The organism is Streptomyces sp. FXJ1.172 (assembly GCF_001636945.3).
GTDB lineage: Bacteria > Actinomycetota > Actinomycetes > Streptomycetales > Streptomycetaceae > Streptomyces.
Genome location: NZ_CP119133.2, coordinates 6,680,571 through 6,702,115, shown reverse-complemented (window position 1 = coordinate 6,702,115; position 21,545 = coordinate 6,680,571). Strand labels below are relative to the sequence as shown.

The following is a 21,545-nucleotide window of genomic DNA, read 5'->3' as shown; positions in this document are numbered from 1 at the left end:
ACGCTCTGCCAGCTGACGCTCTATCAGTTTTGCTGCCATGCGCGCAGCATGTGCGGATTTTCCGGTTCCGCCTAGACTCTCCGGAACGTTTTAGAGGAGGGCTTTGAGCTTCTCCGCCAGCAGGTCCCAGCGCCAGCGCTCCTCCACCCACTGCCGGCCCCGCTCGCCCATCCTGCGGCGCAGTCCGGAATCGCCCAGCAAGGGCACGATGCGGTCGGCCGCCTCCTCGGGGGAGCCTCCCCTGACGACCCACCCGGTCTCGCCGTCCAGGACCGCGTCGGGGGCGCCGCCGGAGTCGCCGGCCACGACCGGGAGACCGGTCGCGGAGGCCTCCAGGTAGACGATGCCGAGGCCCTCCACGTCCAGGCCGCCCCGTCGCGTCCGGCAGGGCATGGCGAAGACGTCCCCGGCGCCGTAGTGGGCCGGCAGCTCGGACCAGGGGACCGCGCCGGTGAAACGGACCGAGGCCTCGACGCCGCTCTCGCGGGCCAGTCGGCGCAGGTCCTGCTCGTAGGGGCCGCCGCCGACGACGAGCAGCACGGTGTCGGGCTCGGCCGCGAGGATGCGGGGCATGGCCCGGATCAGCGTGTCCTGGCCCTTGCGCGGGACCAGCCGGGAGACGCAGACCACGACCGGGCGGTCGGTGAGGCCGAGGCGGGCGCGGACCTCGTCGCCGCCGGAGCCGGGGTGGAAGATCTTCTCGTCGACCCCGGGCGGCAGCTGGACCATGCGGCCGGCCGCCCGCGGGGTGAGGGCCGGGGCGATGCGCGACCGTGTGTACTCACCCAGATAGGTGATCGTGTCCGTCGACTCGCCGATCCGGCGCAGCAGCTGCCGGGCGGCGGGCAGCTGGGCCCAGCCGGCCTCGTGCCCATGGGTGGTGGCGACCAGCCGCTGGGCACCGGCCTTGCGCAGGGCCGGGGCCATGAGGCCGAGCGGTGCCGCCGCACCGAACCACACCGACGTGCAGCCGTGCTCGCGCAGCAGCCCGGCGGCGCGCCGGGTCGCCTGCGGGGTGGGCAGCAGCATGGTCGTAGGGTCGCGTACGACGGTGAAGGGCTGCTCGGCGTCGAAGGCGGCCGTGGCCTCAACGCCCTCCCGGCTCCGCTTCCAGGTGGAGGCGTAGACGACCAGCCGGTCCGGGTCCAGGCGCAGGGCCATGTTGTGCAGGAACGCCTGGATGCCGCCCGGCCGGGGCGGGAAGTCGTTGGTGACGATCAGGGTCTTGTGCATCGTCGCCGACCTTACCGAACGGGACGTACCCGGCCGCGACCGAATGGGCTGTGCGCGGCCGGGTCTGTGGCAGGTACACGGCCGCGCACGACATCATGGTCCGCGACGCGGCTATCGAACCGGAACCGGACGGCAAGGGGATCACGTGGAGACCAAAGGCGCCGGGCGGTCCCTGGCATGGCTGCTCGCGACCTGGGGCGTCACCCGTCTGGTGCTGCTGCTGTTCGTCTTCCAGGTGTGGGTCTTCCCCGGAGGGCTGGACGTCACCTCCGACGTGTCGGTGACCTACCGCGGCTGGTACGAGGTCCTGCGGCAGGGAACGTTTCCGCTGGACGACGTGACCTGGCAGTACCCGCCCGCCGCCGCCCTCCCCGTCCTCGCCCCCGCCCTCCTGCCCTTCCTGTCGTACGCGCACGCCTTCTTCATGCTCGCCTTCCTCGCCGACGCGGTCGTGCTGCAGCTGCTGCTGTATCCGGCGGGGCGCCCCGGCCGGTCGCCGCGCGGGGCCTGGGTGTGGGTGGCGGGCGTGCCGCTGCTCGGCCCGACGGTGTACGCCCGCTACGACGTGATGGTGACCGCGGTGGCCGTGGCGGCGCTGCTCGCCGGGGTCCGGCATCCGCGGGTGATGGGCGCGCTGACCGCGTTCGGGGCGCTGCTGAAGGTGTGGCCGGCGCTGCTGCTGGTCGGTGTCGTGCGCCGGCGGGCATGGGCGGCCGCGGCCGTGACGGCGGCCGGGCTCGCGGCGGTGTTCGCGGTGTCCATGCCGGGCGCCTTCGCCTTCCTGACCTTCCAGCGGGACCGGGGCACCGAGGTGGAGTCGCTGGGCGCGCTGGTCTTCCACGTGGCCCGGCACTTCGGCTGGAGCGGCCAGGTGCTGCTGAACTACGGCTCGATCGAGTTCCTCGGCCCGCATGTGGACCAGGTCAGCACGGCGGCGCTGGCGCTGACCGGGGCCGCGTTCGGCTGGCTGCTGCTGTGGCGGCTGCGGGCGGTGCGCCGGACGCCGGACACCCTCGCGGACGCGGCGTTCACGGCGGTGCTGCTGTTCACGGTCACCAGCCGGGTGATCAGCCCGCAGTACCTGGTGTGGCTGGTGGGTCTCGCCGCGGTCTGTCTGTCGTACCGGGCGAGCCGGATGGGGGCGCCCGCGCTGATGGTGGTGGTCGCCTCCTTCGTGACGGTGCTGGAGTTCCCGCTCGGCTTCGGGCACGTGGTGATGAGCGACCGGTACGGCGTGCTGCTGATGCTGGTCCGCAACGGCCTGCTGGTCGCGGCCTCCCTCACGGCGGGCCGCCGGCTGTGGCGCGCGACCGTCACGCCCTCCCCCGCCGCCCCGCTGCCGCCCCAGCCGTCCCGTTCCCGGCAGGCCCCGGTCTCCTCCTGAGCCTGGCTGCGTGAGGCGCTGGAGAAGCTCAGCCGAGCTGAGCCCTGATGTACGCCCGCCACTGCGCGGTGAACGCCTCCGGTGTGGTGCCGAGCACCTTCTCCAGGGAGGACTCGACCGCGCCCGCCCGCCGCGGGTGGGCGCCCACGGCGCGGTAGAAGGCGTCGAGCCGGGCCGTGCCCCAGTGGCCGGCGATCATCCGGCAGGCCAGCCAGCCGCTCTCGTAGGCCTCGGCCAGCTTGGCCGGGTCGCTGGTGAAGCCGAAGTCCTTGTCGCCGGGCAGCGCGGCCGGGACGTGCCCGGCCTGGACCTCGCCGGTCAGCTCCGGGGCGGCCTCGGTGGGGGTGCGGCCGGTGCCGAGGTAGCCGATCCAGTCCGCGTAGCCCTCGGAGAGCCACAGCGGGGTCGCGGCGGTGGTGTGCGCGCGGGTGGCCACATGGGTGGTCTCGTGGGTGAGGACGACCTGCTTGCCGAGGTCGCCGAGTTCGGCGTACGCCTCCGGGTTGACCACCACCCGGTCCGCGGGCGCCTGCCCGGAGCCGCCCGCCTCCCCGGTCGTGACGGCGGCGATGCCCCGGTAGTTGGCCGCGGGCGAACCGAGCAGCCCGCCCATGCCGGCCAGGGAGCGCGGGACGAGTACGACGACCCGGCGGGCCCAGTCCGTGCCCCACGCCCGGGAGACGGCCGGGACGGCGCGGTCGGCGAGCCCGGCGTAGGCGCGCAGGTCGGCGGCGGGCCGGCCGGCGCCCAGCACCAGGCTGTGCGCGCCCTGGACGACGGTCACCTGCCCCTGGTCCCACAGCTGCTGCCCGGCCTGCTCGGCGGGCTCGTCGGCGGTGACGTACCACGTGCCGTCGGCGGTGCGGCCGAGGGTGAGGGTGCGGCGGGCGTCGACCGGCGCCGTGTCGTAGCCGGCGACGCGGTAGCTCAGCTCGGCGTCGGCGGTGGCGCCGGAGCCGGTGGGGCGCACGGCGGTGACCTGGTAGCGCCAGGAGGCCAGGGGAAGGGCGCGCAGGCGGGCGTACTCGGTGCGGGTGCCCGTCGCCGCGTACGCCGCCTCGTCGTGGCCGAGCAGGGCCGCGGAGCGCCGGTCGAGCAGGTGCTGCACCTCGGTCCGGGCGGCATCGGACCTCGTCCCGCCGCCGCATCCGGTCAGGGGCAGCAGCAGAGCGAGGCCCACGGCCCCGATCCACCACGCCCGCCTGCGACCAGCCATTGCCCGATCGTAACGGCGCGCGGCGCGGTCAGGGGCGGGTGACCGAGGAGACCGGCATCATCCCGACCGGGTCGTAGCGCACCGCGGCGCCGGGATAGGGCGCGTGGATGACCTGCCCGTTGCCGACGTACATCCCCACATGGCTGGCGTCGGAGCGGTAGATCACCAGGTCGCCGGGGCGGGCCTCGGAGAGCGGGATCTGCCGGCCGGCGAAGCGCTGCTCCTGCGAGGTGCGCGGCAGCTGCATCCCGGCGTGCGCGTACGACCACTGCATCAGGCCCGAGCAGTCGAAACCGGAGGGCCCGTTGGCGCCCCAGACGTAGGGGCGGCCGAGGGCCGACTGGGCGGCGGCCACGGCGGCCGCGGCGCGGGCGTCGGGGGCGACGACGCCGGTCAGGTCCGGCAGGTCGACGCGGCCGTCCCGGGAGGCGCGGTCGTAGGCGGCGCGGGCGGTGGCCGGCAGGGCGTCGAGCAGCTGCCGGGCCCTGGCGAGCTTCTTCTCCACGGTCTTCTTGTGCGCGGCCACGGCCCTGCGGCTCTTGTCCAGCGCGGCGAGCTTCCCGGCCGCCTCGGACCGCTCCTGGGCCAGCTGCCGCAGCGCCACCGTCAACTCCCGTAGCCGGCCCTCCTGTTGGGTGCCGATGCGGTCGAGGATGGTGGCCTTGTCGAGGTAGTCGTCGGGGTTGTCGGAGAAGAGCAGCGCGACGGCCGGGTCGATGCCGCCGGCCCGGTACTGGGCGCCGGCCAGCGAACCGAGCTGCTCGCGCAGGGTGTTGATGCGCTGCTGCTGCCGGGCGATGTGGTCCTGGGCGTCACGCACCTCGCGGCGCAGCGTGTCGGCCTGCTCCTGGGCCTTGTCGAACGCCTGGGTCGCCTGCTCGGCCTCCTGGTAGAGGCGGTCCACCTCGGCACGGGCATCGGTGTGCGGCGCCGCGTGCGCGGGTACGGCGCCGAGCGCGGCGGCGGCGGCCGACAGCATGCACAGCACGGTGGCACCCCGGTCGGATCCGGAGGAGGCAAGGCGGCGATGAGAGCCCACGGCAGTCCTTCAGCAGGCGGACGTCAGACCGCTCCCCCGGCGCCCGGGGACGGGGAGGCCCCGGCTCCGGAGGAGCGCGGGCAGACAGTAGCCGCAGCCGAGGGCCCGGACCAAAGGCCGTGAGGGCAACACACAGTGACGCCCCGCCGCTGACGCAGGTCATCGGCGGGGCGAGGGGTCAGTTCCGGTTCCGGGGATTCGCCCGTTCGGGCGCCCCGCGTCCGCGTTTCGCGCGGGTCCGCGGGGGCCTGGAAGGTGCGGTCAGACCCGGACGCCGAACTGGAACGGCATGTCGGACATGGACTCGTAGCGGACCACGGCACCGGTGTGCGGGGCGTGCAGCACCTGGCCGTTGCCGGCGTACAGGCCCACGTGGTGGATGTCGCCGTAGAAGAAGACCAGGTCGCCGACCTGCAGGTCGTTGACGGAGCTGATCCGGGTGCCGATGGTGGCCTGCTCCTGGGAGGTGCGCGGGATGGAGACGCCGGCCTGGGCATAGGCCCAGGAGGTCAGGCCCGAGCAGTCGTAGGAGGCGGTGCCGGTGGCGCCGTAGACGTACGGCTTGCCGATCTGGCTCTGGGCGGCGGCGAAGGCCGCGGCGGCCCGGCCGGAGGCGGGCGTGCTGTTGCCGAGATCGACGCGCTGGCTGGAGGAGCGGTCGGCCCGCTGCTGCTCGGCGGCCAGGTCCGCCTTCTCCTTGGCCGTCAGGGTGTTGAGCAGCTTCTGCGCGTCGGCGAGCTTGCCCTGGACGTCCTTTTTGTTCTGCTCCAGCTGGGTACGCGTGGCGGAGAGGTCCTTGAGCTTCTCCGTGGCCTCGGCGCGCTCCTGGGCCAGTTCGCGCTGTTTGTCCTGAATCTTCTTCAGTGCGTCGACCTGCTGGGCGCTCAACTGGTCGAGCGTGGAGGCCTTGTCGAGGAAGTCGTCCGGGTTGGAGGACAGGAAGAGCTGGACCGAGGGGTCGATACCGCCGGAGCGGTACTGCGAGGTGGCCAGCGAACCCAGGCTGTCGCGCAGCTTGTTGAGGTCCTGCTGACCCCGGGCGACATTGTCCTGGATGGTGGATATTTCCTTCTGCAGCTTCTGCTGCTTGGCCTGGGCACCGTCGAACTTCTCGGTGGCCTGCTCCGCCTGCTGGTAGAGATCGTCGACCTTGGCCTTGACCTGGTCCTTGCTGAGCTTCTGGCTCGGCGCGGCGTTGGCGGCGTTCGCGCTCAGCACGACGGCAGCCGCGGCTGCGGTGGTCAGCACGGTCACGCGGGCGCGACTCTGCTGCTTGGGTCGACGGTGGGACGCCACGGGGGACGAACTCCTTCTTGTGAGTGAGTGAGTGATCACCCGTTCGGAGGTTCGAGGCCTGACCCTAGTGACCCTCTTGTGATCAGTTCAAATCCTCACAGCAGAAAATCCCATCACGCAATGCATTCTTTGCACTCGACTCACATGGAGTGATGCGCGATTGACACTACGTTGCGTCACGATACGGCCAATTCGGGCATTGCATATGCCCGTTGGACCTTCAGGACAGTCGCTTGAGAAGCACCGCAGACGCCACCGGACGGGCACCCGCCTTGGCGACACCGTCGGCCACCTCCCGGTCGGTGGAGGCGACGATGACCGGGCGGCCCGGCGGCTCCGCGCGCACCAGCTGGCGGATCAGCTCGTCGGCCGTGACACCCGGCTTGGAGAACAGCACCCGCACCCCGCGCGGCGGCGCGAGCAGCACGGGCGCGGCCAGCTCGGCGCCGTCGAAGACGCATGTCACCTCGGCGCCGGTCTGTGCGGCGAGCGCCGAGAGCTGGCCCAGCAGCCTCAGGCGCTGCTTCTCCAGCGGCATCTGCGGATAGCCGGTCTTGGTGACGTTGTAGCCGTCGACCACCAGATGCGCCTGCGGCAGCGCGAGCAGCTGGTCGAGGATGGCCGGATCGTTCTCGGACAGGGCGCGTGCCGCGATGTCCTTCGGGGTCATACGGCCCGGTTCGACCGCGTCCACGGTCTCGGCGGGACGCACCGAGACCGGCGGCAGGGCGAGTTCGCGGCGCAGGCCCTGCGCGGCGTCCAGCAGGGTGTCCAGCAGCAGCCGTACCCGCATGTCCTCCACGCTGCGGCCCTCGCGGGCGGCCCGGCGGGTGGCCTCCAGCGCCGCCTCGGCCTCGCCGAGACGGGCCTTGAGCCGCCGGGACTCGCTCTCGGCAGCCGACACCTGCGTCTGCGCCTCGGCCCGTACGGCGTCCATCTCGCCCTGCGCCTTGCGCAGCGCCGCCTCGCCGCGCTTGACGTCGCTGAGGGCGGCACGGAGCTTGCGGTGAAGCGATTCCGCTTCCTTCTTCGCCGACTCCAGCTCCGCGCGCAGCCGTTCGGCCTCGGCGCGGGTGTGCTCGCGGGACTGCGCCAGCTCCGCGCGCAGCCGCTCCAGCTCGGCCCGGCTCTCCTCGTCCGCCCGCTCGGCGTCCGCGCGCTGGGCCTCCTCGCCGGCCGCGGCGACCAGCTTCACCCAGCCCGCCGGGCGCAGTACGTAGGCCGCGGCCGCCACGTCGAGCGGGTCCGCGGCCGGGGGCGGGGAGCCTGAGTCGAGGGCGCCGGTGAGTTCCGGCTGCGCCTCTCTGAGCTTCTCCCCGATCCGCTGCCGGAACAGCGCATCGGTCTCCAGCGCCGCCGCCATCGCGTTCCCGGCGAACTTTGCCCGGCGGTTGGGGGCGAACCGGGCGTACTGCCTGAGCTGGGCGGGCAGTTCGGTCAGGGTCAGTCCGCCGAAGCCGTCCGAGACGATCTGCACGACCCGCCGGCGCACGCCGTCGGGCAGCGGACGGTCAAGCACCTCAGCGGTGCCGTCGCCCGGCCCCCCGCCTGCGGTCTCCACCATCCGTCACACCCCAATGTCTCTGCGAGCCGCTCCGCTCAGGAGTCGATGCCCGGCCTGTCCACGAGTTCCACCTGGTCCACCGCGTTGCACCAGCGGCAGCGCACCGATTCGATGGTCTCACTGACCACCTCGCGCTCCTCCACCTTCGGCTCACCGGCCAGATCGAGATGGACGTACTCGACGACCTTCGACGAACGGGTCACGTCGAACCGGGTCAGGTTGCCGCACAGGGTGCAGCGCCACCGGGTGGTCGCGGTCGGCAGGGGAACCGTCATCGTGGCAGTCCGCTTCCTTCTCGTTCGCTCCTCCACGTCGCCGGCCGACGCGTGTGGCCGTAACCCTACGGCCTGCCGGGGACTCACCGCCCGTCCGTCCACGACGGCGAGGCGGTCTGTCGGCATGCGTCCCGTTACGTCATGCTCTGTGTTCATGATCAGCCAGCTGAGCACGGCGACCGGCAGGACCCTCAGAGCGGTCCGGAGCACATCGGCACCCATCACCCATGGCCTCATCGCCCTGTGCTGCCTGCTCTTCGTCCTCGGCCCGGCCTCCGGGCTCACCCCCGGCTACGGCACCGGGGAGGCGCTCGCCACCGCCCAGCGGGCCTACTTCCGGCACTGGGGCGTGGTGCCGGCCGAGCTGTTCGACGGACCGGCCCGCGAGGTCCTCACGCCCGCCACGGCGCTGTTCGTGCACGGCAGCTGGGTGCACCTGCTCGGCAACATGCTCTTCCTCTTCGTCTTCGGGGCGATGACCGAGGAGCGGATGGGCCGGGTCGAGTTCACCCTCTTCTACACCGGCTGCGGCTACCTGGCCCTGCTGGGCTACGCGGCCGCCAACACCTCGTCCGAGGAGTCGCTGGTGGGCGCGTCCGGGGCGATCTCGGCGGTCCTCGGCGCGTTCCTCTTCCTGTTCCCCCGGGCCCGCGTGACCAGCCTGCTGCCGTTCCTGCTCTTCCTGCCGCTGCGGTTCCCCGCCTGGGTCGTGCTGCCGTTCTGGGCGGCGGTGCAGTGGGCGGCGGCGGAGCAGGCCTCCGACGGGCCCGGGGTGGCGTATCTGGCGCACCTGGTGGGGTTCGGGCTGGGCTTCGTCTACGCGTGGGTGCGTTACGGGCGTGGGACTAGAGTGAAGTGCACCGCAGCTCCGGCACCCGAGGGAGAGAACCAGCCGTGATCACCGCGATCGTCCTCATCAAGACCAGCGTGGACCGGATCCCCGAGATCGCGGAGCAGATCGCTTCGCTGGACTCGGTGAGCGAGGTTTTCTCCGTCACCGGTACGTACGACTTGATCGCGATGGTCCGGGTGGGCCGGCACGAGGATCTCGCCGAGGTCATCCCGGGGCGGATCAGCAAGATCCCCGGTGTGGAGGGCACGGACACGCACGTGGCGTTCCGTACCTACTCCCAGCACGACCTCGAGGCGGCCTTCGCGATCGGGCTGGACTCCTGACCGGCTGAAAACCGCCTCGACCCGCTCCTCGACGGGGGGCCGGCTCACACGGCAGGCACGCAGCGGCCGTCCTCCGTGCGGTACGTCCACTTCGCACCCTCGGTCACCAGTTCCCGCACGGCGTTCACGAAGCGCTCGACGTGCTCGTCGGGGGTGCCCGCGCCGAAGCTCACGCGGATGGCGTTGAGGGACTTCTCGCCCGGGGCCGCCTCCGGGGCGCCGCACTCGCCCTGGGTCTGCGGGTCGCTGCCCAGCAGGGTGCGGACCAGGGGGTGGGCGCAGAAGAGGCCGTCGCGGACGCCGATGCCGTACTCGGCGGAGAGCGCGGCGGCGAAGTGGGAGCTGTTCCAGCCCTCCACCACGAAGGAGATCACGCCGACCCGCGGGGCGTCGTCGCCGAACAGGGACAGCACCTTCACCTGCGGGACCTCGGCCAGGCCCGCGCGGACCCGGGCGATCAGCTGCCGCTCGCGGGCGACCAGGCCGTCCCAGCCGGCCTCGGTGAGCGCCTTGCACGCCGAGGCGATGGAATAGGCGCCGATGACGTTCGGGGAACCCGCCTCGTGCCGGGCGGCGCTCTCGTGCCACTCCACGGCCACTCCCCCGTCCGGACGCCGGGTGACCTTGCGGCTGGCACCGCCGCCCGCGAGGTACGGCTCGGCCGCGCGCAGCCAGTCGGCGCGGCCCGCGAGGACACCGGAGCCGAAGGGGGCGTACAGCTTGTGCCCGGAGAAGGCGACCCAGTCGACGTCCAGGTCCCGGACGTCCACCGGGTGGTGCGGGGCCAGCTGGGCGGCGTCCAGGACGATCCGGGCGCCATGGGCGTGCGCGGCGGCGGCCAGCTCGCGCACCGGCCACAGCTCGCCGGTGACGTTGGAGGCACCGGTGACGCAGACCAGCGCCGGGCCGTGCGGGTCGCGGTCGGCGAGGGCCCGCTCCAGGGTCTCGACGGCCTGGCGCGGGGTGCGCGGGGCGTTCAGGTAGGTGACCTTCGCGTCCTGCCAGGGCAGCAGCGAGGCGTGGTGCTCGGTCTCGAAGACGAAGACCTGGCAGCCGGCGGGGAGGGCGCGGGCGAGCAGGTTGAGGGAGTCCGTCGTCGAGCGGGTGAAGACCACCTGGTCGTCGGCGCGGCAGCCGAGGAAGCGGGCGACCGTCGCGCGGGCGTTCTCGAACAGGTCGGTGGAGAGCTGGGAGAGGTAGCCGGCGCCGCGGTGGACGCTGCCGTAGTACGGCGCGTAGGCGGCCACGTCGTCCCAGACGCGCTGCAGGGCGGGGGCGCTGGCCGCGTAGTCGAGGGCGGCGTAGGTGACCTCGCCGCCGGTGACGAGCGGAACGGTGACATCCCGGCCCAGAACGGCCAGCGGGGCACATACGGACTGGTCGGCGGCAGCGGTGAAGACAGACATGGGTGAACTCCCGTGAGAACGTACGGCACAGAAGGCGTACGGAAAGAAGAGAAGAAGGGTGTGCGGAGGCGGGGCTCGGCGGCCCTATCGCATTCGCTTGCTCACGGAAGGCTCCTCGACGACCAGGACCCCTGGCTCTCGAGGGGTCCGCGCTTGCCGTGGACCTCGCTGCCCACGGCCTGGTCTTCACCCGGGGCACCCCGCCACGGACGGAGGGTTGCCGGACAGTCGGCCGGGGCCTCATGACTGTCACTCATGACCTGGTCCAGGAAACTACGTCAGATGATCGGCGTCCCGCAACCCGAGTCCGGATCGCGGGACGCCCGTCGGTGACGCCGGTGACCGCTATGCGTTGGTCGCCGCCACCCAGCGCTCCAGCGCCCGCTTCGCCGCGCCCGAGTCGATCGACTCGGCGGCCCGGACCATGCCGGCGCGCAGCTGCTCGGCGAGCGGGGCGTCCGCCGGGTGCAGCGCGACCAGGGCCGCCGCGGAATTGAGCAGGACGGCGTCGCGGACCGGACCCGGCTCGCCCTCGAGCAGCCGGCGGGCCACGTCCGCGTTGTGGGCCGGGTCGCCGCCGCGCAGGGCCTCCACGGGGACGAGGCCGAGGCCGACCTCGCGCGGGTCGAAGACCTCCTCGGTGACCTTGCCGTCCCGGACGACCCAGACCCGGGAGGTGGACGTCGTCGTCAGCTCGTCCAGGCCGTCGTCGCCCCGGAAGACCAGCGCGGAGTTGCCGCGCCCGGCGAGCACGCCCGCGACGATCGGCGCCTCCTGCGCCACGGCCACGCCGACCGCCTGGGCCCGTACCTTCGCCGGGTTGGTCAGCGGACCGAGCAGGTTGAACACCGTGCGGATGCCCAACTGGCCGCGGGCGGCGCCCACATGGCGCAGCGCGGGGTGGAACTTCACCGCGAAGCAGAAGGTGATGCCGGCCTCCTCGGCGACCTCGGCCACCCGCCGGGGCGTGAGGTCGAGGTTGACGCCGAGCTTCTCGAGGACGTCGGAGGATCCGGAGGCGGAGGAGGCGGCGCGGTTGCCGTGCTTGACCACCTTGGCGCCCGTGCCGGCGACGACCAGCGACGACATCGTGGAGATGTTCACCGTCCGCGCCCCGTCGCCGCCGGTGCCGACGATGTCGACGGTCCGGCCGGGCACCTCGATCACGTTCGCGTGCTCGTACATCGTGCGGACCAGACCGGTGATCTCTTCCACCGTCTGCCCCTTGGCCCGCAGCGCCACCGCGAAGCCGGCGATCTGCGCGTCGGTCGCCTCGCCGCGCATGATCCGGTCCATCGCCCACGCGGTGTCGTCGGCGGACAGGTCATGGCCGCTGAGCAGGCCGTTCAGCAGGGCGGGCCAGGAGCGGCCCGCCGTGGTGTCGCCTCCAGCGGGGGTCACAGCGCTCATAGCCGCTCCTGGGTGTCGTACCTGCGAGACCACTGGGTCGAAACCAGTGGTGATGCCACCTTATCGGCCCCAGGACAGGGCGAAGGGCCCCGTCCGTAAGCCGGACGGGGCCCTTCAGCGTGGCGTGGCGACGCGGGGATCAGTGGTGGCCGTGGCCGCTCGTGATCTCCTTGTATTCGTCGACGGTCGGCTTCGGGATCTGGCTGTCCTCGCCGTAGTAGGCGTTGGACATCTTCACCCGCAGCTTCTCCGAGGTCGGCACCTTGCGCTGGACACCGTTCTCGTCGACCGCCGGGCCGATCTGGGCCGGCTCGTACTGCTTGTGCGCGGTGAGCGTGTGCAGCTGCTCCTGGCTGAGCGGCTCGTGCACCTCGATGAACTCACCGTGCGGCAGCCGCTTGATGATGCCGGTCTCGCGACCGTGCAGCACCTTGTCGCGGTCGCGGCGCTGCAGGCCGAGGCAGATCCGCTTGGTGACGATGAACGCGATGACCGGGCCGGCGAAGAAGAAGATCCGGACGAACCAGGTCACGGCGTTGATCGACAGGTGGAAGTGCGTGGCCCACAGGTCGTTGCCGCCGCCGACCAGGGTGATCATGTAGATCGTCACCCAGGCGACACCGAACGCGGTACGGGTCGGGGCGTTGCGCGGGCGGTCCAGGATGTGGTGCTCGCTCTTGTCGCCGGTGACCCACGACTCGATGAACGGGTAGACCGCGATCGCCGCCAGGACCAGCGGGAAGAGGACCAGCGGGATGAACACGCCCAGGACGAGCGTGTGACCCCAGATGTTGACCTCCCAGCCCGGCATGAAGCGGATCAGACCCTCGGCGAAGCCCATGTACCAGTCGGGCTGGGCGCCGGTGGACACCTGGTCCGGACGGTAGGGGCCCATGGCCCAGATCGGGTTGATCTGGGCGACCGCCGCGATGGCCGCGATGACGCCGAAGACCAGGAAGAAGAAGCCTCCGGCCTTGGCCATGTAGACCGGCAGCAGCGGCATGCCGACGACGTTCTTCTCGGACTTGCCCGGACCCGCGAACTGCGTGTGCTTGTGGAAGAAGACCAGGATCAGGTGCGCGACCATCAGGCCGAGCATGATGCCGGGCAGCAGCAGGATGTGGATCGAGTAGAACCGGGCGACGAAGTCGTGGCCGGGGAACTGACCGCCGAAGAGGAAGAACGACAGGTACGTGCCGATGATCGGCACGGACAGGATCGCGCCCTCCATGAAACGGACACCGGTGCCGGAGAGCAGGTCGTCCGGCAGCGAGTAACCGGTGAAGCCGGTGAACATGCCGAGGACGAACAGCAGGAAGCCGAACAGCCAGTTGATCTCACGCGGCTTGCGGAACGCGCCGGTGAAGAACACGCGCATCATGTGCACGAACATGCCGGCGAGGAAGATCAGCGCGGCCCAGTGGTGGATCTGCCGGATCAGCAGACCACCACGCACATCGAAGGAGATGTGCACGGTCGAGTTGAACGCCTCGGACATCAGCTGTCCCTGCAGCGGGACGTACGAGCCGTGGTAGACGACCTCGTTCATCGACGGGTGGAAGAACAGTGTCAGATAGACACCCGTCAGGATGATGATGATGAAGCTGTACATGCACACTTCGCCCAACATGAACGACCAGTGGTCGGGGAAGATCTTGCGCATGTTGCTCTTGGCCAGGGAGTAGATCCCCAGTCGGCCGTCGACCCAGTCGGCGACGCGCTCGCCGGCCGGGGCCTTCCCGCGCCCGCGGGAGTTCTCGTTCGCTGTAGTGCTCATCCGCGCTCCCAGAATGCAGGACCGACGGGCTCCTCGAAGTCGCCCAGCGCCTGGAGGTAACCCTCACTGTCCACGCCGATGCGCAGCTGCGGCAGGGCGTGGCCGGCGGGACCGAAGATCACTCGGGCCCCGTCGGAGAGGTCGAAGGTGGACTGGTGGCACGGGCACAGCACGTGGTGCGTCTGCTGCTCGTACAGCGAGATCGGGCAGCCGACGTGGGTGCAGATCTTGGAGAAGGCGACGATGCCCTCGTGCGACCAGTCGAGTTCGCGCTTGTCCTTGATGTTGCCCGGCTGGAGCCGGACGATCATCAGGGCGGCCTTGGCGATCTCGTTCTGGAAGTCCTCGTTCGTCTCCTCCAGGCCGTCGGGCTTGGCGAAGGTGAGCGAGCCGACCATGACGTCCTCGGGACGCAGCGGCTGGTTCGTGTTCATGTTGACCAGGCGCTTGCCCTTGGCCCACATGGTGTGCCGCAGCTTGGTGCCGGGCGCCGGGCCGAGACCGCCGAGCAGCATGACGCCGGAGAGCGGCACCAGGGCCAGCGCGCCGAACATCGTGTTGCGGATCAGCTTGCGCCGGCCGAAGCCGGACTCCTCGGCACCCTGCTGGAAGTCGTCCATGACCTTCGCCCGCAGCTCGGGCGAGGCCTCGATCGCGTGCCGCTCGTCGGCCATCTCCACGTCGGACATCAGGGTGCGGGCCCAGTGGACCGCGCCCGCGCCGATGCAGAACAGCGCCGTACCGAGCGTCAGGCCCAGCGTGAAGTTCAGCGCGCTGATGTGCCCGATCGGGAAGACGAAGATCGACTTGTCGTGCGGGACCGCCACGTACGCGACGATGAAGCCGATGGTGGCGAGCATCGAGATCGTGAACAGCAGGGCGACGAAACGCTCGGACCGCTTGGCGGCGCGCTCGTCGATGTCCTGGATCCGGTGCTCGTGCGGCGGCAGACCCGGGTCGGCGAACGGGTTCTCCTCGTCCGCGACGCTTACGGCGCCATGCGCGTGCTCCTGCTCAGCGGGCAGGTTCTCTTCTGGAATGTCTTGGCTACTCATGACTTCTTGGCCTTTGCGGTCCGAGCGGCGACCCAGACGGCGACCGCGATCAGCGCGCCGAGGCCGAAGATCCAGGCGAACAGACCCTCACTGACCGGCCCGATGCCGCCCAGCTCCAGACCGCCCGGGTTCTCCGTCTTGTCGCCGTTGACCGCGTTCAGGTACGCGATGATGTCCTTCTTGTTCTTCGAGGACAGCGTGGTGTCCGGGAAGGACGGCATGTTCTGCGGGCCCGTCTGCATGGCCTCGTAGATGTGCTTCGGAGCGACACCCTCCAGGCTCGGCGCGAACTTGCCCTTGGTCAGGGCGCCGCCCTTGCCGGTGAAGTTGTGGCACTGCGCGCAGTTGGTGCGGAACAGCTCGCCACCCTTGGCGATGTCCGCGCCGGCCGGGCCGTACTGCTCGCTGGTGGGCACGTTCGGGCCGGCGCCCAGCGAGGCGACGTACGCGGCGAGCTGGTCGATCTGCGTCTGGTTGTAGATGACCTTCTTGCGCGGGACCTGGGCGCCCTGCGAGGTGGCGGCCGGCATACGGCCGGTGCCGACCTGGAAGTCGACCGCCGCGGAACCCACGCCGACCAGGCTGGGGCCGTCGGAGGAGCCCTGGCCACCGGTGCCGTGGCAGCTGGCGCAGCCGACCTCGTAGAGCTTCTTGCCCTCCTTGATGGTCAGGGACTGGGAGGTTTCATCGGCCTGCGCCTTGCTCGCGGGTGCGAACGCGGCGTACAGCCCCCCAGTGGCCGCCAGCGCGAGGAGTAGGACGACGACCGCCGCCAGCGGATGGCGTCGTCGTACGGAGAGCTTTTTCACGGATTACCCCGGTGTCAGGATCTTCTGCGTCGATGCTTCTGGATGTGCGGGAGCCGGTCCCGCTACTTGATCAGGTAGATCGTGGCGAAGAGGCCGATCCAGACCACGTCGACGAAGTGCCAGTAGTAGGACACGACGATGGCGGCGGTCGCCTGCTCATGGGTGAACCTCTTCGCCGCGTAGGTACGGCCGAGGACGAACAGGAAGGCGATGAGGCCGCCCGTCACGTGCATGCCGTGGAAGCCGGTGGTCAGGTAGAACACCGAGCCGTACGGGTCGGAGGACAGCGAGATGCCGTCCTTCTTCACCAGCTCCGTGTACTCGTAGATCTGACCGCCGATGAAGATCGCACCCATGATGAAGGTGACGATGAACCATCCACGGAGCTTCTTCACGTCCCCGCGCTCGGCGGCGAACACGCCGAGCTGGCAGGTGAGCGAGGAGAGCACCAGGATCGTGGTGTTCGTCGCGGAGAAAGGCACATTGAGCGCGTGCGCCATGTGCTTCCAGTGATCCGGTCCGGTCACCGATCGGAGGGTGAAGTACATCGCGAAGAGGGCCGCGAAGAACATCAGCTCGGAACTCAGCCAGATGATGGTTCCGACGCTGGTGAGGTTCGGCCGGTTGACCGACGGGTGCGCGTGCCCGGTTTCTACTGTCGTTGCTGTCGCCACGACCGACATTATGTCGGTCGCTTATCCCGCCCTCACTCCGGGGGGTGCCGTTCGGAGTGTTGCTGCCCGCCGAACCGGTGCTGACGTGGTGTTCATGGACACTTCGAGGGGAGTAGCATCCGCCCGAACGGCCCTGTCCGTCCCGTCCGTACGACGCTGACGTCCCGGAGGAACAATGCAGCCGACCGCCACCGTGCTGGTCTACAGCGACGACTCCAACACCCGCGAGCAGGTACGGCTGGCAGCCGGGCGCAGGCCCGCTCCCGACGTCCCCTTTGTCGAGTTCGTGGAGTGTGCGACGCCCGAGGCGGTGCTGCACGAGCTGAACCGGGGCGGCATCGACGTGTGCGTGCTGGACGGCGAGGCCGTGCCGATGGGGGGCATGGGGGTGTGCCGGCAGATCAAGGACGAGGTGTTCAACTGCCCGCCGGTGCTGCTCCTCATGGGCCGGCCGCAGGACGCGTGGCTGGCCACGTGGAGCCGCGCCGACGCCGCGGTGACGCTGCCGGTGGATCCCGTGGAGTTCGCCTCCTCGCTGGCGTCTCTGCTGCGCCGCGAGCGGTTGTTGAGCGTCTAGGGGACCGGGGCGCGGGGGTCCGTGCGCGAGCCCTGCGCCCCTTCGGTGCGCGTTCAGAGCGCCGTCGGCCGCAGGCGCGTGGTGTCCTGGGCGGTCCGGCCGGTCGCCTGGGCGTTCGCCAGGGCGCTGCCCTGGCCCCACTTCTTCCAGTCGACGTTCCAGTCGCCGAAGCCGTTGCCGAAGGGCTCCATCGCCCGGCCGTTGGAGTTGACGACCTTGACGATGTCGCCGTCGCGGATGTTGTCGAAGAACCACCGGGCGTTGGCGGTACTCATGCCCGTGCAGCCGTGGCTGACGTTCGCGGAGCCCTGTGAGCCCACCGACCAGGGCGCGGCGTGCACGTACTCGCCGGACCAGGTCACCCGGGTGGCCCAGTAGACGTTCAGATCGTAGGAGTCGGAGGTGCCCGCGGCGATGCCGATCGTGGTGCCGCGCATGCGTACGAGGTACTGCTTGTCCAGGACGACCTTGACGCCGTTGCGGGTCTCGAAGCCGGGCCTGCCCGTGGTGACGGGGATCTGTTTGACCGCCAGGCCGTCCTTGTAGAGCGTCAGCCGGTGCGCGGCGGCGTCCGTGACGGCCTCGACCCGGTCGCCGGTGGTGATGGTCAGCGGCTTGGCCGGGCCGCCCCACAGCCGGTCGCTGATCTTGACGCCGTCCAGGTTGCTGTGCACCGAGACGGTGGCGTGGACCGGCCAGTACTCCTTGGGCCGGTAGTGCAGTTCCTTGCTGCTGACCCAGTACCAGGAGCCCTGCACGGCCGGTGTGGAGTCCACCTTGAGGGCGCGCTCGACGACGGCGCGCTGTGTCTTGTCCTTGACTTCCTGGTCGAGTTGGGCCGTGATGGGCTGGCCGACCCCGTATTCGCCCGCCTGCGGGCCGAACGTGACGGTCAGCCGCTTCTGGTTGGCGGGCCTGCTGGTGTCGAACGTGTAGACCTTGAGACCGGGCGCGCCGTCCTCGTCCTCGGTGCTCACCGTGACCGTGTAGTGGGCGTTGGCGGCCAGCGGGGAGGTGTTGTGCCACCGGCTTCCGTCGGCGGTGAGTTCGCCCGCCACATAGCGCCCTGTGGCGTCCTGGGCGGTCACGTCGGTGATCCGGCCGTCGTCGCCGTCGACGGCGACCTCCAGGGGCTTGTCCGGGTCGGCCCGCTTCCCCGCATCGGTGGGGCCGCTGAAGGAGATCACGCCCGCTGCGTCGTACGGCCTGGCCGACACGGGATTGCCGTCCGAACCGCAGGCGGTGACGCTCGCGCCGAGGGCGGTCACCAGCAGGGTGCAGCTGACGACGGTGCGGGTCCGCGGAGTGTGGTTCATACGATCACGCTATGAGGTGCTCACCCCATTTGCGCGTTACGTAACCCGTACGAGGGATCGACACTGCGCCACACGAACGACACCGCCTGTGGAAAAGCCGGGAGCCCGGACCCCCCCTGATGAGGGGTCCGGGCTCCCGGGACGTGCTCGTGCGTGCTACTGGGTGCGGTTCTCACCGTGGTAGTACTCGAACACCCAGCCGAACAGGCCGACCGCGATGAACGGGGCGGCGAAGTAGATCAGCCACCAGCCGACCGCGATGCTGAGGAAGGCGATCGCACCGCCGAAGCCCAGCAGGAGCGGCTGCCAGCTGTGCGGGCTGAAGAAGCCCAGCTCGCCCGCGTCGTCCGCGACGTCGGCCTCCTTGTTGTCCTGGGCGCCCGCGTCGACCCGCCGGGCGGTGAAGCCCAGGTAGAAGCCGATCATGACGCTCAGGCCGAAGGCCAGGAAGAGTGCGGTGGTACCGGCCGGCTCCTTCGACCACACGCCATAGACGATCGCCATGACGAGGATGAAGACGCTCAGCCAGATGAACATCCGGCCCTGGATCCTCACTTGCCGGCCTCCTTGCTGCCCGCGATGGCACCGTGACCGGCGTGCTCAAGCTGCTCGAGCGCGGCGATCTCGGGGTGGTGCAGGTCGAACGCCGGGGATTCGCTGCGGATCCGCGGCAGGGTGAGGAAGTTGTGCCGCGGCGGCGGGCAGGAGGTCGCCCACTCCAGCGAACGGCCGTAGCCCCACGGGTCGTCGACGCCGACCGGCTTGCCGTACTTGGCGGTCTTCCACACGTTGTAGAGGAACGGCAGGATCGACAGGCCGAGCAGGAAGGAGCTGATGGTCGAGACCGTGTTCAGGGCGGTGAAGCCGTCGGCCGCGAGGTAGTCGGCGTACCGGCGCGGCATGCCCTCGGCGCCCAGCCAGTGCTGGACCAGGAAGGTGCCGTGGAAGCCGATGAACAGCGTCCAGAACGTGATCTTGCCGAGGCGCTCGTCCAGCATCTTGCCCGTCATCTTCGGCCACCAGAAGTGGAAGCCGGAGAACATGGCGAAGACGACCGTTCCGAAGACCACGTAGTGGAAGTGGGCCACCACGAAGTACGAGTCGGAGACGTGGAAGTCCATCGGCGGCGAGGCCAGGATGACACCGGTCAGACCACCGAACGTGAAGGTGATCAGGAAGCCGGTCGCCCAGAGCATCGGTGTCTCGAAGGACAGCGAGCCCTTCCACATCGTGCCGATCCAGTTGAAGAACTTCACACCGGTCGGTACGGCGATCAGGAAGGTCATGAAGGAGAAGAACGGCAGCAGCACACCACCGGTGACGTACATGTGGTGCGCCCACACCGTCACGGACAGACCGGCGATCGCGATGGTCGCGGCGATCAGACCCATGTAGCCGAACATCGGCTTACGGGAGAACACCGGGATCACTTCGGAAATGATTCCGAAGAATGGCAACGCGATGATGTACACCTCTGGATGTCCGAAGAACCAGAAGAGGTGTTGCCATAGCAAGGCTCCGCCATTTGCGGCGTCGAAGACATGGGCACCGAACTTGCGGTCCGCCTCCAGGGCGAACAGCGCGGCGGCCAGCACCGGGAAGGCGAGCAGGACCAGGACACCGGTCAGCAGCACGTTCCACACGAAGATCGGCATGCGGAACATGGTCATGCCCGGGGCACGCATGCAGATGATGGTGGTGATGAAGTTGACCGAGCCGAGGATGGTGCCGAAGCCGGAGAAGGCCAGACCCATGATCCACATGTCGGCGCCGACGCCGGGCGAGCGGACCGCGTCCGACAGCGGGGAGTAGGCGAACCAGCCGAAGTCGGCCGCACCCTGCGGGGTGAGGAAGCCGCCCACCGCGATGAGCGAGCCGAACAGGTAGAGCCAGTAGGCGAACATGTTCAGCCGCGGGAACGCCACGTCGGGCGCGCCGATCTGCAGCGGCATGATCCAGTTCGCGAAACCGGCGAACAGCGGCGTCGCGAACATCAGGAGCATCACGGTGCCGTGCATCGTGAACGCCTGGTTGAACTGCTCGTTCGACATGATCTGCAGGCCCGGACGGGCCAGCTCGGCGCGCATGAGCAGCGCCATCACGCCGCCGATCAGGAAGAACGCGAACGACGTAGCCAGGTACATCGTTCCGATCGTCTTGTGGTCAGTGGTCGTCAGCCACTTCACCACCTGATTACCGGGCTGCTTGCGCCTGACCGGCAACTCGTCCGCGTACGAGCCTTCAGCTGCCGCGGCACCCTGGGGTTCGTTGAGGATGCTCACAGGTTGTTCGTCTCCCGGTTCTTCTCGTGGCTCGTCTGCGCGATGCCGGCGGGAATGTAACCGGTCTGCCCCTTCTTCGCGAGGTCCTGGAGGTGCTTCTGGTACGCCGCCGGGGACACGACCTTCACGTTGAACAGCATCCGGGAGTGGTCGACACCGCAGAGTTCGGCGCACTTGCCGAGGAAGGTGCCCTCATGGTTCGGGGTCACCTGGAACGAGTTGGTGTGACCCGGGATGACGTCCATCTTCATCAGGAACGGCACCACCCAGAAGGAGTGGATGACGTCACGAGAGGTGAGGACGAAGCGGACCGTCTCGCCCTTGGGGAGCCAGAGGGTCGGACCGGGGTTGCCCGTCTGCGGGTTCTTCGTGGCGGGCGTGCCGGCGTCGTAGACACCGCCGGCGTTCGCCGGGAAGTCCTTCTTGAACCGGTCCGGAATGGCGTCCAGGTTCTTGTCGGTCTTGGCGTCACCAGGCACACCGGGAACGTTCTCGACGTAGTTGAAGCCCCAGCTCCACTGGTAGCCGACCACGTTGACCGTGACGTCCGGCTTCTTGGAGAGGTCGAGGAGCTTCGACTCGTCCCGGGCCGTGAAGTAGAAGAGCACCGAGATGATGATGATCGGGACCACCGTGTACAGGGCCTCGATCGGCATGTTGTACCGGGTCTGCGGAGGTACCTCGACCTTGGTGCGGCTGCGCCGGTGGAAGAAAGCACTCCACAGGATCAGGCCCCACACCAGCACGCCGGTGGCCAGTGCGGCAGCCCAGGAGCCCTGCCACAGGGAGAGGATCCGCGGAGCCTCTTCCGTGGTCGGGGTGGGCATACCAAGGCGGGGGAAGTCCTTAGATGTGCAACCGGTTGCGGTCGCCAGGACCAGGCCCGCGGTCAGTGCCTGCAGCAGCTTCCGCCGCATCGGGCGCCGCGGCGAGCGGTCGGAGCCGTTGGGACTCACGTAGCGCCTTCCCGAGAGTCTCGCCCGCGCGGTCGGCTGCGGCCTTCTCGCTGGTCGGTCGCCGCCCTGCGGCGGGCAGGGGTTTGGATGTTTATGCGGA

General features: G+C 69.9%; 20 protein-coding genes and 1 riboswitch. Of the genes, 4 read left to right on the top strand and 16 right to left on the bottom strand.

The genetic code is table 11. From position 1 onward, the window contains the following. Window positions 1-90: 90 nt before the first annotated feature. Complete coding sequence (locus tag A6P39_RS30060; RefSeq protein ID WP_067038921.1) at window positions 91-1,233, bottom strand: glycosyltransferase family 4 protein; 1,143 nt, start codon at window positions 1,231-1,233, stop codon at window positions 91-93. Between the two features lie 145 nt (window positions 1,234-1,378). Between A6P39_RS30060 and A6P39_RS30055 the strand changes: the two genes are divergently transcribed. Then, a complete protein-coding gene (locus tag A6P39_RS30055) occupies window positions 1,379-2,617 on the top strand; it encodes a glycosyltransferase 87 family protein (RefSeq protein WP_067038922.1) in 1,239 nt (412 codons plus the stop codon). A 28-nt stretch (window positions 2,618-2,645) separates the two neighbouring features. Here A6P39_RS30055 and A6P39_RS30050 read toward each other — a convergent pair whose 3' ends face one another. From A6P39_RS30050 to A6P39_RS30030, 5 genes are all read right to left on the bottom strand, one after another. Continuing rightward, entirely contained in the window at window positions 2,646-3,833 is a 1,188-nt protein-coding gene (locus tag A6P39_RS30050) for a hypothetical protein (protein ID WP_199840641.1), read from the bottom strand. A gap of 28 nt (window positions 3,834-3,861) precedes the next feature. Continuing rightward, a complete protein-coding gene (locus A6P39_RS30045; RefSeq protein WP_199840642.1) occupies window positions 3,862-4,872 on the bottom strand; it encodes a C40 family peptidase in 1,011 nt (336 codons plus the stop codon). A 261-nt stretch (window positions 4,873-5,133) separates the two neighbouring features. Further along, window positions 5,134-6,168 carry a C40 family peptidase gene (locus tag A6P39_RS30040; RefSeq protein ID WP_067038925.1) on the bottom strand — a complete coding sequence of 345 codons (1,035 nt, stop codon included), beginning with the start codon at window positions 6,166-6,168 and terminating at the stop codon, window positions 5,134-5,136. Between the two features lie 220 nt (window positions 6,169-6,388). Then, window positions 6,389-7,732: an NYN domain-containing protein gene (locus A6P39_RS30035; protein ID WP_067038926.1), complete on the bottom strand. Its 1,344-nt coding sequence runs from the start codon at window positions 7,730-7,732 to the stop codon at window positions 6,389-6,391. A 35-nt stretch (window positions 7,733-7,767) separates the two neighbouring features. Continuing rightward, window positions 7,768-8,007: a hypothetical protein gene (locus A6P39_RS30030; protein ID WP_067038927.1), complete on the bottom strand. Its 240-nt coding sequence runs from the start codon at window positions 8,005-8,007 to the stop codon at window positions 7,768-7,770. 154 nt (window positions 8,008-8,161) lie between these two features. On the opposite strand from A6P39_RS30030, the gene A6P39_RS30025 reads away from it, so the two are divergent. Both A6P39_RS30025 and A6P39_RS30020 read left to right on the top strand, forming a co-directional pair. Next, the gene (locus tag A6P39_RS30025; protein WP_079133062.1) at window positions 8,162-8,905 is read left to right on the top strand and encodes a rhomboid family intramembrane serine protease; all 744 of its coding nucleotides are present in this window, start codon (window positions 8,162-8,164) and stop codon (window positions 8,903-8,905) included. Next, complete coding sequence (locus A6P39_RS30020; protein ID WP_067038928.1) at window positions 8,902-9,183, top strand: Lrp/AsnC family transcriptional regulator; 282 nt, start codon at window positions 8,902-8,904, stop codon at window positions 9,181-9,183. Before A6P39_RS30025 ends, A6P39_RS30020 begins: the two co-directional genes overlap by 4 nt. A 44-nt stretch (window positions 9,184-9,227) precedes the next feature. Here the strand turns inward: A6P39_RS30020 and A6P39_RS30015 are convergent, their stop codons facing one another. The 6 genes from A6P39_RS30015 to ctaE all read right to left on the bottom strand — a co-directional run bounded on the left by A6P39_RS30015 (window position 9,228) and on the right by ctaE (window position 16,323). After that, entirely contained in the window at window positions 9,228-10,589 is a 1,362-nt protein-coding gene (locus tag A6P39_RS30015; RefSeq protein ID WP_067038929.1) for an aminotransferase class V-fold PLP-dependent enzyme, read from the bottom strand. A gap of 144 nt (window positions 10,590-10,733) precedes the next feature. Next, window positions 10,734-10,850: riboswitch (SAM riboswitch) on the bottom strand. An 84-nt stretch (window positions 10,851-10,934) separates the two neighbouring features. After that, window positions 10,935-11,999, bottom strand: a complete 1,065-nt coding sequence (gene trpD, locus A6P39_RS30010) for an anthranilate phosphoribosyltransferase (protein ID WP_067038930.1) — start codon at window positions 11,997-11,999, stop codon at window positions 10,935-10,937. Window positions 12,000-12,138: 139 nt separating this feature from the next. Continuing rightward, entirely contained in the window at window positions 12,139-13,776 is a 1,638-nt protein-coding gene (qcrB, locus tag A6P39_RS30005) for a cytochrome bc1 complex cytochrome b subunit (RefSeq protein WP_067038931.1), read from the bottom strand. Next, window positions 13,773-14,831, bottom strand: a complete 1,059-nt coding sequence (qcrA, locus tag A6P39_RS30000; RefSeq protein WP_067038932.1) for a cytochrome bc1 complex Rieske iron-sulfur subunit — start codon at window positions 14,829-14,831, stop codon at window positions 13,773-13,775. Before qcrA ends, qcrB begins: the two co-directional genes overlap by 4 nt. After that, window positions 14,828-15,640: a cytochrome bc1 complex diheme cytochrome c subunit gene (qcrC, locus tag A6P39_RS29995; RefSeq protein WP_067038933.1), complete on the bottom strand. Its 813-nt coding sequence runs from the start codon at window positions 15,638-15,640 to the stop codon at window positions 14,828-14,830. Before qcrC ends, qcrA begins: the two co-directional genes overlap by 4 nt. A 62-nt stretch (window positions 15,641-15,702) precedes the next feature. Continuing rightward, window positions 15,703-16,323 (bottom strand): aa3-type cytochrome oxidase subunit III, encoded by a 621-nt coding sequence (gene ctaE / locus A6P39_RS29990; RefSeq protein ID WP_067038934.1) that lies wholly within the window; start codon window positions 16,321-16,323, stop codon window positions 15,703-15,705. Window positions 16,324-16,489: 166 nt separating this feature from the next. On the opposite strand from ctaE, the gene A6P39_RS29985 reads away from it, so the two are divergent. Beyond that, window positions 16,490-16,891 carry a response regulator transcription factor gene (locus tag A6P39_RS29985; RefSeq protein ID WP_067038935.1) on the top strand — a complete coding sequence of 134 codons (402 nt, stop codon included), beginning with the start codon at window positions 16,490-16,492 and terminating at the stop codon, window positions 16,889-16,891. 53 nt (window positions 16,892-16,944) lie between these two features. Here A6P39_RS29985 and A6P39_RS29980 read toward each other — a convergent pair whose 3' ends face one another. The 4 genes from A6P39_RS29980 to ctaC form a co-directional block, all read right to left on the bottom strand. Beyond that, complete coding sequence (locus tag A6P39_RS29980; RefSeq protein ID WP_067038936.1) at window positions 16,945-18,207, bottom strand: L,D-transpeptidase; 1,263 nt, start codon at window positions 18,205-18,207, stop codon at window positions 16,945-16,947. A 156-nt stretch (window positions 18,208-18,363) separates the two neighbouring features. Next, window positions 18,364-18,762 carry a cytochrome c oxidase subunit 4 gene (locus A6P39_RS29975; protein ID WP_067038937.1) on the bottom strand — a complete coding sequence of 133 codons (399 nt, stop codon included), beginning with the start codon at window positions 18,760-18,762 and terminating at the stop codon, window positions 18,364-18,366. Further along, window positions 18,759-20,489 (bottom strand): aa3-type cytochrome oxidase subunit I, encoded by a 1,731-nt coding sequence (ctaD, locus tag A6P39_RS29970; RefSeq protein WP_067038938.1) that lies wholly within the window; start codon window positions 20,487-20,489, stop codon window positions 18,759-18,761. The genes A6P39_RS29975 and ctaD overlap by 4 nt, the downstream gene beginning before the upstream one ends. Further along, window positions 20,486-21,445 carry an aa3-type cytochrome oxidase subunit II gene (gene ctaC, locus A6P39_RS29965; protein ID WP_067038939.1) on the bottom strand — a complete coding sequence of 320 codons (960 nt, stop codon included), beginning with the start codon at window positions 21,443-21,445 and terminating at the stop codon, window positions 20,486-20,488. The genes ctaD and ctaC overlap by 4 nt, the downstream gene beginning before the upstream one ends. Between the last annotated feature and the right edge of the window lie 100 nt (window positions 21,446-21,545).